The organism is Candidatus Venteria ishoeyi (assembly GCF_030378065.1).
GTDB lineage: Bacteria > Pseudomonadota > Gammaproteobacteria > Beggiatoales > Beggiatoaceae > Venteria > Venteria ishoeyi.
Window position 1 is genome coordinate 1 of record NZ_JAUCGJ010000027.1, and the last position, 13577, is coordinate 13577.

General features: G+C 43.3%; 10 protein-coding genes. 6 read left to right on the forward strand and 4 right to left on the reverse strand.

From position 1 onward, the window contains the following. The 4 genes from QUF61_RS10435 to QUF61_RS10450 form a co-directional block, all read right to left on the reverse strand. Positions 1–3666: DUF4347 domain-containing protein (locus QUF61_RS10435; protein ID WP_289681590.1), on the reverse strand; the 3666-nt coding region annotated here is incomplete at its 3' end. A gap of 143 nt (positions 3667–3809) precedes the next feature. Continuing rightward, positions 3810–4283, reverse strand: coding sequence for a DUF29 domain-containing protein (locus tag QUF61_RS10440; RefSeq protein WP_289681592.1), 474 nt, complete (start codon positions 4281–4283; stop codon positions 3810–3812). Between the two features lie 51 nt (positions 4284–4334). Next, positions 4335–6533 (reverse strand): OmpA family protein, encoded by a 2199-nt coding sequence (locus QUF61_RS10445; protein WP_289681593.1) that lies wholly within the window; start codon positions 6531–6533, stop codon positions 4335–4337. A gap of 258 nt (positions 6534–6791) precedes the next feature. After that, positions 6792–7043 (reverse strand): FAD assembly factor SdhE, encoded by a 252-nt coding sequence (locus tag QUF61_RS10450; RefSeq protein ID WP_103920584.1) that lies wholly within the window; start codon positions 7041–7043, stop codon positions 6792–6794. Positions 7044–7108: 65 nt separating this feature from the next. On the opposite strand from QUF61_RS10450, the gene QUF61_RS10455 reads away from it, so the two are divergent. From QUF61_RS10455 to QUF61_RS10480, 6 genes are all read left to right on the forward strand, one after another. Continuing rightward, positions 7109–8740: a class I adenylate-forming enzyme family protein gene (locus tag QUF61_RS10455; RefSeq protein ID WP_289681594.1), complete on the forward strand. Its 1632-nt coding sequence runs from the start codon at positions 7109–7111 to the stop codon at positions 8738–8740. After that, on the forward strand, positions 8730–9974 hold the full coding sequence (locus QUF61_RS10460; RefSeq protein WP_146066771.1) for an alanine racemase: 1245 nt from the start codon (positions 8730–8732) through the stop codon (positions 9972–9974). The genes QUF61_RS10455 and QUF61_RS10460 overlap by 11 nt, the downstream gene beginning before the upstream one ends. Beyond that, positions 9958–10563, forward strand: coding sequence for a GNAT family N-acetyltransferase (locus QUF61_RS10465; protein WP_289681596.1), 606 nt, complete (start codon positions 9958–9960; stop codon positions 10561–10563). The genes QUF61_RS10460 and QUF61_RS10465 overlap by 17 nt, the downstream gene beginning before the upstream one ends. A gap of 84 nt (positions 10564–10647) precedes the next feature. Further along, a complete protein-coding gene (locus QUF61_RS10470) occupies positions 10648–10911 on the forward strand; it encodes an acyl carrier protein (protein ID WP_289681597.1) in 264 nt (87 codons plus the stop codon). 12 nt (positions 10912–10923) lie between these two features. Further along, positions 10924–12357, forward strand: a complete 1434-nt coding sequence (locus tag QUF61_RS10475) for an MBOAT family O-acyltransferase (RefSeq protein ID WP_289681599.1) — start codon at positions 10924–10926, stop codon at positions 12355–12357. Positions 12358–12361: 4 nt separating this feature from the next. Continuing rightward, entirely contained in the window at positions 12362–13546 is a 1185-nt protein-coding gene (locus QUF61_RS10480; RefSeq protein ID WP_289681601.1) for a hypothetical protein, read from the forward strand. The last annotated feature ends 31 nt before the right edge of the window (positions 13547–13577 follow it).

Genomic DNA, 13577 nt, shown 5'->3' on the forward strand with positions numbered 1-13577 from the left:
GAGGCCGGTGGGCAGCGTGTCGGCCTTGACCTGGACGTTATATGTATCTGCCTCAAGCCCCGTAATGCGGTAGTTGCCGTTGCTGTCGGTAACCGCCTGACTGTCACCTGCGCTGTAGCCTGCCGTGTCATCGTCATCAATATAAACGGTAACACCAGAGATACCGGCTTCTCCGGAATTTTGTACACCGTTACTGTCTTCGTCCAGCCAGATGCGGTCGCCTATGCTTTCACCTTCGATTACAGTTACATCTTCATCGTGTTCAGGGTCTTCGTTTAGCGGTGTACCGGCATCTTCTGCCGTCAAACCATCGTCTGTTACCACAAAAGCAGAAGTACTTAACAAAGCTGTTGCCTTAACACTATTATCATAAGTACCGAGTTCAATGGTATCGCTGACTTTAACATTGAAAGCAAGAGTGACCTCATCACCAGCACCAATTTCCCAGGCACCGCTACCCCATGCCAGACTCTGCCGTGTTCCTGAAGTAGTTTTTACGGGATCCCCCGTACTCCCTGTATTAATATTAGTGTCATCATCGCCATTATCAGTTACCGTTAATACTGAAGTACCGTCAACATAAGAAAAACCTTCAGGTAAGAGATCTTCCACCGTCAAGCTGGTTACAGTATCAGTGCCACTGGCAACGTTAACCAGATCAATCGTGTATTTAACAGTGCCGCCAGGTACTATTGTAGGCGTGGTGGGATCTGTGTCAGGCACACTTTCCGAAGTTTGCATTGCATTCTTATCAATGCTCAAAGGACTGACCAGGATGTATTTATCATCAATCGCCTGGTAAGTATAATTTCCCTCTAAATCAGGTAGATTGCTTTCACCAATAGCTTCAAAGGTATTTTTGTTATAACCAGCTTTGGTGGCAGTGGTGATATAAGCTGTATATTTGACATCCACATAATCAGCAGGATTAAGGTTCGCTGGTAGTTGAGCAGAAGTTGGTACTGTACCTGTCTCCATCGCACTCAGCTGTGCACCTTTGATACCAATATTGGCCCGCCCTAAATCCCAGAATAAAACACTATCACTTACCCCTAAAGCCGAACCGTCTGGTTTAGTCGGATCGGTATCATCGGAATCTGAAGTCCCATAAGTTGTAGTTATATCTGCCGATTTATCATAAATACTGATAGTTGTACTATCATCTTTATAGCGCCACCCCTCAGGCAGTACATCTTGAATATCCAGGCCGACAAGAATGTTGTAAGCTGGCACACGCAGGGTGAACTCGACTTCCTTATTTGGCACGTATTCAACAAAATCGACATTGGAAAGTTTGATGGCATCCAGCGCGACATCATTCATCCATGAGGAAGGTAGAGGTAAAGGGGTATAACCGACATCCAGATAAGGTGTTGCAAGATTTGCAACATCAGCATCTTCCCCCCAGGCCAATGCAATCGGTGCGGTTGCCGTAATATGCGCTCCCTGACTGTTTCCATCATCATCATACAGGGTTAATACATCCAATTTATTAGCAAAAATACCTTTATCAGAATCAGCTTCATTAGTATCATTAAAATCTTTATCGCCATTGAGATCCACCTTATCAAGGATACCATCCCCATCCCAATCCACAAAAATTACTGTATTATCCTGAGTTGGAGTCACGTAAATGGGGGAGCCATTAAAACCTTCAGCACCAGTTAATGGATCTATGTTATTACCATCATCATCGGCTTTGGTATTACCCATGGACCAACCCATATAATATTCGTCGGTCAAGGCATAGGCAGGCACCAAATCATAACCCCAGTCGTAATAATCATGTTCTTTACCAACCGAAGCAATACCCCAGAACTTTACTCCTCCCTCAGATTTCAGATAAACCGCCGAATCTGTAGGATAAGCCGCGCTTGTTCCCGTAGCCGCGCTTGTTCCCGTAGTGTATTTGATAGTACTGTTAGCAGGGATCGTGAAGTCTCCAGAGTGAGTCTTTTCTTCATAAAAAATCTTTAAAGGCGTGGCTTCAGGGTTATGTAGGTAGAGTTCAGCAAGTCCTTTTGAATCTGATGCACTGACTGCCGGTGCATAGTATTCCGCATCCCACAGGTTATTCGGTACCAATGAATAACCTCGCATTTCTGAGGATAAACCACCATGATACTCCCCAATGGCAAGATTAATCTGTAAGGGATGCCCTGAATTACTGGAAATGGTAGCCCCTGAATTAGGGTTTGTCAGCTTGTAACTTTCACCTTGGTCTAAGCTTGGGGTTAGATCCACTAAGCCATCACCATCACTGTCAATGGCTAGTGTTGTATCATCAGTAGTCGCTTGAATAAAAGCATAAACCGTATCAAAATCAGCAAAACCAAGCCCATCTAAATCTTTACCGACAGGTAACGTGTAATTCACCAGAAAAGGTTTTACCGGATAGATTTCCCAGGATAATGAAAAAACAGTACCAGGATCGTTAGGCCACACTGTATAGGACATCGCTGCCGGGCCACCAATAACGTATAAGCGGTCACGACTATCGTAAGCAATAGTGCCTGAATCGCGTGGCTTGGAATCTACATTTGTACTTTCAAGCACAACGACTTCACCACGCTCTAAAGTTTGATGCTCCAGCGATGCTGCGTTAACAGTACCAAACTCTTCTGTGCTGGCCTGGAATGCGGTCGGATTTGTACCCTGGAAATTCTCATAACCATCTTCCCAGTGATCGTAATAAACAATGGTATTATTGGTACTGGGGACAAATGCAATAATAGAGTCCATACCATCACTGACAGGATCATTATTATCAATATCTTTAAACGCCTCTCGTAATTGCTGTAAATCACCCGGCACATAATATTCTGTATACCCTGCGGCTATGGCGAGGTCAAACCATGCCTGCTGCGCTTCTGGGCTTAAAGGCAGACTGGTTTCAATCGCACCTGTGCTAAACTCAAGTATCCAGTTTCCACCTAATAAAGCATGACCGGTATCATCCACGGAAGCCGCTAAATCTGCGCCAGTCAGCTCACTGATATTTTCCACAAAATCAATGCCACTGTCATTTGCCGCAACCCGGCAACCATAAAGTAGAATATCTGCACCCTCATTTAGATTATTCTGCCAGGATTGTAATTGCGCCGTATAGCTGTCAAGATTGCTCAGATTGAGTTCATTATCTCCCAAGGTAAGCTTACCCTCAGAAGCGTGAGAAAGTATATGAATGGCATCGATGCTTTCATATGAAACCAAGCGCTCAGTAATTTGAGTGATACCGTCGCGCCCATTTTCCAATAAAATCACTTCCAGATGAACATCTTCACCTACACTATTAATACCTTCCAGCAGTATTTTATAATTGTTAACTGTTGTATCTACGAAGACAAGTTCCAAACGCGGCTCAATATCAGTAGGTGGAAGTGCATCCTCTCCTGGTTTTACATTAATATCAGGATCACTTTCCAGTACCTGCTGTTCCCTTTCGTTTTGCACCGGTGCCAGTACCGGATTTTCCTGAAACTGAATACCTTCAGAGAATAAGCCCACTTCATTAAGCCCTCCGGAATCTAATCCCGGATCATCTGGCAAGTCAATTGCTGCGATAGGATCGGCACTGAGCAGCACGCGATCTTCCAGTTTTTCAAATAAAGCAGTGGTTTTTTTGCTTTGTATGTTTTTCAGGCTTTTTGACTTTTGCGATTTCATGGGGATATCCTCATGTTTCATGGCGTTCTAAATTTGAGCACTTAAGTACCGATAGACCTGACAGGTTTTAAAAACCTGTCAGGTCTGCGGGTTTGCTCTCTTTTCCATATTTCTCAGAACATGTAAAAATAAACTTCATTATTTTATCCTAAGTTATCAGGATAAAAGTCATCATCTAAAATTTGTGCATAATCATACGGACAAGCCTGCGGAAATATTGCCATCGGCAGGCGGCTTTCCTTGCTGGCTAACTTAACGGCACCAGGATAAGCTTTGCAGACAGCCTCTTCTAACTTTGCCTTAAGGCTGGGATTTTCAGACAGCAGATCCTGAATTTGATCGCGCTGCTCAATAATGGTTCTGCGCCAACTTACACCTTCAAATTCCTGCCAGCGCGTAGATAAGTGCTGAAACTGGAATTGCCATTTAAGCAAGTGCATCAACAGGATTTTCAGGCGACTGACCAATTCATGCCGATTGCTTGCCCCCATGCCTTCAAGTTCCTCAATAAGATGCGTAATATCCACTTCGCTGAAGCGACCTGCGCGCAATAATTCGGCATTATGAATGGCCCAGGCGCTGAAATCTTTTTCATACTCTGAAATATTTTTTTGCATTTTATTTCCCTTGGTGAGACGTAGCAGTGCTACGTCTCTACTGCTTTAAGCTTATTTTTCAGTTGTGTCCTTTTTCTGAATCTGTAACACAGGCAAACCGCTGTCCTCATCTTCATATTGTTTGGGTACTAACTGCCGGGCTTCAAGGAATAATCCAGTGGCACGGTCATAGTTGCTGTAAGCCACGTTATAGGCGACATAACTGTTGAGGAAGCCTTGCTCAGTATTTACCCGTTCATTCTGGGCATCAAGCAGGCGCTCCAGATAGGTGCTGTTATCACTGTCCACCAGATTTGCGCTACGCCTTTCTTCAAGTGTATCCAGGTGTGCTTGGCGGGCTTGCATGGATTGATATTGCGCAAGCATTTCCCGGTAGGCGGTATCGAGTTCACGTACTGCGACTTGAACTTCCAATAAAATGGTTTCGATGGTGGTTTGCAGTTGTGCGGTGAGCTGGCGCACTTCAATGCTACGGCGGCGATGACGTGCTTTAGCAACGTGATTACCCAGTGCCATGTCAAACATCAAACCAATACCATAGCTGGGGCCACCGCGATCAAATTGGTCGGAAAAAGCTTGACCGACATCGTATTCATCACGCAGGCCATGCAGGGTGGCTTCAGCGACAAAATCCAGCACCGGTTGCAGTTCTTTTTCGGTCATTTGCATACGGATGACCCCGGCTTTAAGTTGCTTGAAGGCTTGCAACACTTCCGGACGATGTTCCAGTGCGATTTGCGCGGCAGCTTTGATATTCGTAGGCATGGCAAACATTTTCGGGGAGTCAGTCGTCACCAGTTCAAATGCATCATTTGCCAGCAGTTCCGGGTCATTAATCAGTGAGGCCAGTTTACCTTCGGCATTTCTGACGGCTTGTTCGGAGCGGATACTGGCAGCATAGCGTTGGGCTTTACTGGCTTTAGCCAGTTTCATACGGGTACCTAGCGTATCTATGCCACTGCGTGCTTCAAGTTCAGCCACCACTTTTTCCGCTTCGGTGAAAAGTTTTTTCTGTTGCAACAGGTTGGCGCGTTCCAGATATAAAGCCCAGTAGCTGCGCTCAACTTCCAGCAGGTGAGTGGAGACCTGACGGATGAATTCGTCCATGGAGACCTGATGGTCAACCTTGGCAATATCTATCTGGCTTTCGTTGTATTCAAAGCCGGCACCATTGAGCAGAGGTTGACGAAAGGTCAGGCTGAGGTTGGCGCGGCCTTGTTCTTTAGGGTTAAAATAAGTGGAATTATTGTCGCGGTGACCGATTTCCTGAGCAATTTCAATATTACCACCCGTGGTGAATTTTTTACGTAGCCCCGCTTCCAGATACCAGTCATTTTCTTTAAATCGGGTAGGGCCGCCGGTTTCGAGGTCACTGCCGGTAGGTCTGTCAGTACGTCCATATTTGGCTTCCACAAACAAATGGGGATCAAATTTACCTTTAGTTTCTTCTATCACGGTTTCACGAATCAAAGGCAGATCACTGAATACACGCATCTGGCTTGAGTGACTCAATGCACGTAATAGGAGTTCGTCAAGTTTTTGGTAAGTACGGTTGGATTTGGGATTCATTTGTGCAATTACTAAAGCTTGCCACCAGGGTTCAAAATCTACTGGTATTGCTTGTAATTGCATTTCCTGCTCAGGGTTTTCAATCACTTGTATGCTAGCCTGGGCAACGCTGCTACTGACTTCGACCCGGCGATTTTTGGCGCGACCTTCTGCTGTCGCATTATCCGCTGTCGGCATACTGTCTCCCATGCCAACGTAATTAATAGCATCCGCTGTCAGCTTGAGTTCTTGACGTAGAAATAAGGCAACCTGGCGTGCACGCTCAGCAGATAAAGACTGGTTATCGGGAAATCGGCTTTGTAATGTGCCACTAGGTGGGATATTATCAGAGTGTCCAACAACATGAATCTGGATATTTTGTTCTTTTTTCCCTGCTTGCCCTGCCTTGATCGGTGCAATTTTTGCTCGAAGTTGGTTTTTAGCATCTTCACTGAGTTTTGCGATACCATTGGGATAGTGTGCATAAAGCGTAAAACTGGATTGCGCATCTTTTGCCATTACCAGGCGAAAGTGAAAGCGGTAGTTTGAGGGGTCACTGGTAAGTTGTCTGGCTTTTTCCTGATAGGTTTGCATCAAAGGCTCGCTAATATCATCATAGCGTTCCTGCCAGGATTGCGTGCTACAGGCCGTCAATAGCGAAACACAGGAAAGCAGTAGCGCATAAGAGCGTGCACGTTTCATTATCTGGTTTAGACATGACGAATGAAAACAGGGACTTGCCGTGGGGATAGATTTCACGCGGGTTTCCTTATATCAGGTAAAATTTTGAGGGATAAGAACTTTTTTTAAATAGATTAAATATTATTTTAACGGGTAACTCACTTATTACAAGACTTATTACAGTTGCAACAAGCTCTGTAACATTTAATGCAACTTCAATAGCTTGAAAGGCTTATTAAGTTACATTTTTATTACAAGTTTTTGAATGAAAAGGCGAGTTCAATTCAAGTTGATTTTACTCAACAAAACCTGGAAATCCAGATTTTCAGGTGTTTGTTGTAAAATTAACCACTGATATAAAATAATATCACTTTGTGCCAGTAACTTTACAAATTGTTGTTGTTCCTGCTGATTTGCATATTGGTATACCTGAGTCAGATAAGCCAGCAAGTGCTCATCTAACTCTTTCATACCGCGTCGGCAAGACCAACGCAATCGTGCATATTCGTGTGCTGCGGCTAATGTATTCATCTTTCTCTAATAATTTCTTATTTTGTTTCCTATAACCCATCGCCAGTACTTGTCCAGGTATTCTTATGTCACCATCCCACCCACAACACATCCTCGACCTATTCCAAGATGTTTGCACCCGCTATGCGCAATCAACTGCACTGACTCAGCACCTGTCTCGCAATAAACAGTTTAAAATCAGCTTTGCACAACTCAATTTCCGTGCCAATGCTTTGGCAGATTATTTATTACAGCGGGGTTTGCAACCACAGGCAAAAGTCGGCTTGTATATGCGACGCTGTCCTGAGCAAGTCATCGCAATGCTGGCGATACTAAAAGCAGGCGCAATATTTTACAATCTCAATCCCAAGCTTTCCGCTGCTCAGGTTAATTATAGCCTGAAAATCTGCGCTTCCTCCTGGCTGCTAGTGGATAATGCCGCTTTGTTACGTTTGCAGCAGGCAAATACACTGATGCCCACCAAGCTATTACGCTTTAGTGATGAAATATTGACACCTATTCATGCCTCTTTAATTGATAAGTTATCCCAACACTTACAGGTGGATAATCTCAGTTGTCAAGACTTGAATACTACAGATCCGGTTAAATCGGTTTTAAGCTCACAATCTAGCTCGGCATCTATGGCAGCAACAGTATTGTTTACTTCCGGTTCTACCGGAGATCCTAAAGCTGTACAGATTGGACATACTGATTTGCTCAAGCGCGTCAGCAAGGAAATCACCGCTTATGCGCTGACATCTGAAGATCGACTGTTAAATGTGTTGCCATTTTCTTTTGATGTAGGCTTGAATCAGTTGTTTAGCACTTTATGCAGTGGCGCAGAATTGATCTTGCTTAATAGTTGGCTGGCGGTAGATATTTGCCATGTGATTAAACAGCATCAAATCACTGGCGTTTCCGGTGTACCTAGTTTATGGGCGCAGCTTATGGCTAACCCTGATTCGACATGGCAAAAGCAAGCACAGGAAAGTTTACAAAACTTACGCTATCTTACTATTTCTGGTGGCGATATGCCGATTCCACAATTACAACAATTACGGCAACTTGTGCCGCAAACCCAGATTTACAAAACCTATGGGCAAACCGAGGCTTTCCGGTTGACTATGTTACTTCCGGCGGAGTTTGATAAGCACATGGAAAGTGTGGGGCGAGTAATTCCAGGTGTTGAGCTATTGATTGTTAATTCTCAAAACCAACCGGTACCCACAGGAGAGCAAGGAGAAGTAGTGATGAGTGGCGAAGGTATGATGCAGGCTTATCTAAATGATACCAGGCATGATCTATCTTTACGCCGCCATCCGCTGCGCAACGGACGCATGGCAATATATACCGGGGATATCGGGAGGTTGGATGAACAAGCCTACCTATACCTGTTGGGTAGAAAGGATAAAATGCTTAAAATACAAGGTAATCGGGTTTATCCCCAGGAAGTTGTTCATATCATGCTCACACATGAAGCAATACAGGAGGCCGTTGTCGTGGGTGGAGAAAACAAAATCGGAGAAAAAATACTCTGTGCAGCAGTTAGGTTACGTCCAACAATGCGTTTGACGCTTATTGAGCTTAAAGCTTTTCTCAGTCAACATTTACCCTCTTATATGCAGCCAACACAATTACAGTTTGTAGAGGATTTCCCACGTACACCATCGGGCAAAATTCAACTCAGTACTATTGAGGATTCCTGCTGTGAATGCTAAAACTTTTTATCAATGGTTTCCTCAGGCACAATTAATTACCTATTGTAGTCAGCACAAAACACCGCTGTATTTGCTTTTAGCGGATATTATCAAGCAACAGATTACTGTGCTGCGTCAAACTTTAGCATCGCCCTGGGATTTGTATTATGCTGTCAAAGCTAATCCAAACCCTGAGATATTGGCATTAATGGCAAAACAAGGATTGGGTGCAGATGTTGCCTCTGATGGAGAATTAAATGCCGCTTTGGCAGCAGGCATCACTGCTAAACGTATCAGCTTCAGCGGCCCCGGTAAAACGGATGCTGAATTACGACTGGCAATGCAGCAAAATATCGGTGCGCTGAATCTGGAGAGCTTGGAAGAACTGGAACAGGCACTATCGATTGCGACTGAATTTCCGCATCGTTCCCGCCTGGGCCTGCGCATCAATCCCGAAAATAAAGGCATTCGTTCCAGTTTGAAAATGGCAGGTGCAACCCCTTTTGGCATATCTGAAACTGATGCGCCAGAGGCTTTGCGACGACTGGCAAACAGCCCGCATATCGAATTTGCGGGTTTACACGTACATGCCGGTTCACAGGTATTAGAGGCAGATTCCATTCTGGCAAATATTCAGGCGATATTGGATTTGGCTTTGCGCTTACAACAACAAACCGGCTTATCGATTCCCCGCATTAATTGCGGTGGCGGCTTGGGAATACCGTATTTCCCTAATCAGACAAATCTAAACCTGGAAATACTGGCAAGCGGTTTACGGGACTTAAAACAAAATCAAGCCTATCAGGATTTGTTTAAAAACACGGAACTCTTATTAGAACCCGGTCGTTTTCTGGTTGCGGAAAGTGGTATTTATGTAACGCGGGTTTTATATCGTAAAACAGTGGCAGATAAACATTTCGCAATTGTTGATGGTGGTATGCATCATAATTATTTGTTGGCAGGAGGCATGGGACAAATTATCCGGCGCAATTTTGAAATGACTATTTTAAGTGCACCGGAAAATTCCGCGCCTAAACCCGCAGATTTTAATCTGGAAGTTGCTGGTTGTCTGTGTACGCCACAGGATGTGCTGGCCAGCAGTTTTCCCTGCAACCAGGAAGTTCGGCGAGGTGATTTTATTGTATTTTTTAATTGTGGGGCTTATGGCTTGAGCGCAAGTCCTACAGGTTTTCTCAGTCATTCCCAGGCTGTAGAAAAAATAATTAACCGAGATGATAATGGCAAAATCTTTTAAAATCCAAACTGTCACCGGAACGGAAGCATTAGCCTATGTTCCCGCTGTTGCGCGCCTACGCGTGGAAATTTTTCATGATTTCCCTTATCTCTATGAGCAAAGCGTGGACTATGAGGAGAAATTCCTGGGTATTATTTATGCCAATGCGCCAAATTGCCTGTTTGTACTGGTATACGATGGCAAAGAACTGGTTGGTGCTTCCACTGCCCGTCCTTTGGCACATCCCTTAAAAACCGATGGCGTTGAACAACTTTTTGCTACGCAGGGTTATAATCCGGATGAAGTATTTTATTTCAGTGATTCAGTATTGCGTAAAAATTATCGCGGACAAGGCTTAGGTGTGCGCTTTTTTGTTGAACGCGAAGCACTCGCCCGCAGCTTTGGTACTTTTAAGCATACTTGTTTTTGCGCGGTACAACGTGCTGAAAACCACCCACTACGTCCTAAGTCCTATGTTCCACTGGATAATTTTTGGCGTAAACGCGGTTATCATAAAGCTGAAAATTTACAAACACAATTTACCTGGAAAGATATCGATCAAGCGCAAAGCAGTAAAAAAACGATGCAATTCTGGCTTAAAACACTATAGTCAAGGCGCATGGTAAAATAAAATTTAACGATTTCCTTCGCATTAAATAAAATGCATCATTCACCTAATAAACGAGACCAAACCATGTCATTTAATCAAACTGAAATCCAAACTCAGGTTAATCAAATCCTCGCTAGCTTTATTCAAAAAGCAACCGGCTGGGAAGGTGAGCTAGACCCTGAAATGTCGTTAATTAATGGTGGTTTGATTGATTCACTCAGTCTGGTTAATGTGGTTGTCGCCCTGCAACAAAACTTTAGTATCGAAATTGGTATTCCCGAAATCACCCTGGAGAACTTTGATACGCTCAATGCAATTTATCAAATGATAGAAAATAAACTGGCGTAGGATGCGCCGTTTGTGAATTTTCATTCTTTTGAGTTTGCTGCATTTTTTATTCTGGTCTATATACTCTACTTGCACCTCGGACATCGCGCTCAAAACCGGATGTTGCTGGTTGCCAGTTATGTATTTTACAGCGCCTGGGATTGGCGTTTTCTTGGGCTGATTTTATTATCCACCATTACTGATTATTTTTGCTCCCATGCTATCCAAAACAGTGATATAGCACGTATACGAAAAGCATACTTATGGCTCAGCATAATTGTCAATTTATCCATCCTGGGATTTTTTAAATATTTTCATTTTTTTGTTGACAACTTTATTGATTTTTTTGCTTTGTTTGGCTTGCAGCTTCATGCTCCCCTGTGGCAAATTATTTTACCTGTCGGTATTTCGTTTTATACCTTTCAAACCATCAGTTACACCATTGATGTCTATCGTAAACAGGTAAAACCTGCACCCCAGTTTCTGGATTATGCTTTGTACGTCTCTTTTTTTCCACAACTGGTTGCAGGCCCCATAGAACGCGGACAACGCCTGCTGCCGCAAATTCTCCAGCCACGAACCATACGACGTGAACAAGTCACAGAGGGCCTGTTTTTAATTTACTGGGGGTTGTTTAAAAAGATTTTTATCGCTGATAATATTGGTGCGTATTTACAAGCTATCGGCGACCCGGCTGCACCTGGTGTTGAGAACGGCGGTCTGGTGCTGGTCTATGCTTATGCCTTTTTATTTCAGATTTATTGCGATTTTTCAGCCTATTCTGATATTGCGCGCGGCACAGCAAAACTAATGGGCTTTGAGTTGATGATCAACTTCCGCTCCCCCCTGTTTGCACCTAATTTTCAGGAAGTCTGGAATCGCTGGCATATCAGTCTAACAACCTGGATTCGTGATTATTTGTATTATCCACTGGCGCTGACTCCGATTCGTGGCAAAAACCTGGAGCCGCGTTTAATTGTTATTATCACCTTTTTAATTATGGGCTTATGGCATGGTGCTTCGTGGAATTTTATACTTTGGGGACTGTATTGTGGTGTGCTATTAGCACTTTATGCAACCTGGTCTGCAAAAACCCGGCGCTTTATGTATCAGATTACGGGGCGCAAAGCACAGTTACTGATCTTGCTCTCTATGATGCTCACATTCAATGCCGGTGCTTTTGGTATTTTATTATTTCGGGCAAACTCCTTTGAACAACTTGGCAGCTGGGTTTACCACTTATTTTTCAATTTCAGCATTAATCTGGAAATGTTGGAATTATTTTTCCGGGTCATATTACACGCACTGCCACTCCTGATATTTGATGCTTTAATGTATAAAAAGCAGGATATTCAAGATTTATTTTATTACCCAATCATATTGCGTTATGCTTTTTTTTATCTAACCTTGTATTTGATGGTCGTGCATGGTGCACAATCCAGTGCATTTATTTATTTTCAGTTCTAAATCTATGTCCAAATTCCCTTTATCCTCTGAATGCCCACCCTGGATACATTTATTTCGCTACTTGCGCCATAAACGTATTTTTATCTTTATTATTCTAGGATTACTGGGCATGGAGTTATTGCTGCAAATGCTGCTGCCACGTATTTTAAATGATAACTGGTATCTGCGTATGTACCTGCCCTGGGAAGCAATCAAACAGACTGAACGTTTTCTTGCAGATAAAAGAAGCCTTGAAATTGATGCCGTACTCGGCTGGAAAAACCGTGCAAATTCATATATAAAATCAGTCCATTATGATCATCTTGGCTCACGTTCAACAGCGAATCTGGACTTAACTCAGCGTAAAACAAAACGGGTTGTTTTTATTGGTGATTCTCGTATTAATGGTCATTTGGAGGTGGATAACAATCAGACGATTAATGCTTATCTGGAATCCCCTGAAATTGAAACTTTTAACTTTGGTTCTGCCATGTATCACCTGGATCAAAGTTATTTAATGATGCAGAAGCGCATTCCAGACTTACGACCAGAAGTGGTGGTAATAGGCCTGGGTTCCAAACCAGGTTATCGATTAAGTTGCCATTATTTGCCATTTCATTCACGCGAAGAAACAGTTGATATGCCGTTTATCAAACCACGATTTTTACTCAAAGATGGGGAACTAAGCGCCCAGATTCCACCTTATCAAAAGCTCTTGGAAAAACTCCCAAATAATCCCTTGCTACCCCGTTACCTCAAACAATATGATCCTTGTTATACACAGTTCAAGCAGTTTAAGCGCTGGGAATCGACACCCCTCTTGGGTTTTATAACAAAACTTAAAATATATTTACAAAAAATGCAGATATTCACAACAGTGTTTACAAGTGCTTCTTCAAAAACAATGGAAAACCGTGAATTAGTTATTGCATTGCTACGGGGCATTCAACAATTTGCAAGCCAACACCAGGTTCAAGTGATATTTTTACTATTCCCCAGAAGCTATGAATACTCTCATCAGGCGCATGATGGACAAACAGATTATGCTCAGACACGTGATATCTTGCAACAATTGCAGCTTACCTATATTGATGTACAACAATTACTAGGTACACAGTCTGATGCCGTCGATTATTATACTGACTCCGTACATTTTACAGCAACTACGAATCATCTGATTGCAAATGCACTTAGTCATCACTTACAGTAAATAGATACCAATGCCAGGCCCTCGGTAAAAA

Bases quoted from the DNA above. Each gene is read 5' to 3' on its own strand.
- QUF61_RS10440 (WP_289681592.1), bottom strand. From the start codon at position 4,283: ATGCAAAAAAATATTTCAGAGTATGAAAAAGATTTCAGCGCCTGGGCC.
- QUF61_RS10445 (WP_289681593.1), bottom strand. From the start codon at position 6,533: ATGAAACGTGCACGCTCTTATGCGCTACTGCTTTCCTGTGTTTCGCTA.
- QUF61_RS10450 (WP_103920584.1), bottom strand. From the start codon at position 7,043: ATGAATACATTAGCCGCAGCACACGAATATGCACGATTGCGTTGGTCT.
- QUF61_RS10455 (WP_289681594.1), top strand. From the start codon at position 7,109: ATGTCACCATCCCACCCACAACACATCCTCGACCTATTCCAAGATGTT.
- QUF61_RS10465 (WP_289681596.1), top strand. From the start codon at position 9,958: ATGGCAAAATCTTTTAAAATCCAAACTGTCACCGGAACGGAAGCATTA.
- QUF61_RS10470 (WP_289681597.1), top strand. From the start codon at position 10,648: ATGTCATTTAATCAAACTGAAATCCAAACTCAGGTTAATCAAATCCTC.
- QUF61_RS10480 (WP_289681601.1), top strand. From the start codon at position 12,362: ATGTCCAAATTCCCTTTATCCTCTGAATGCCCACCCTGGATACATTTA.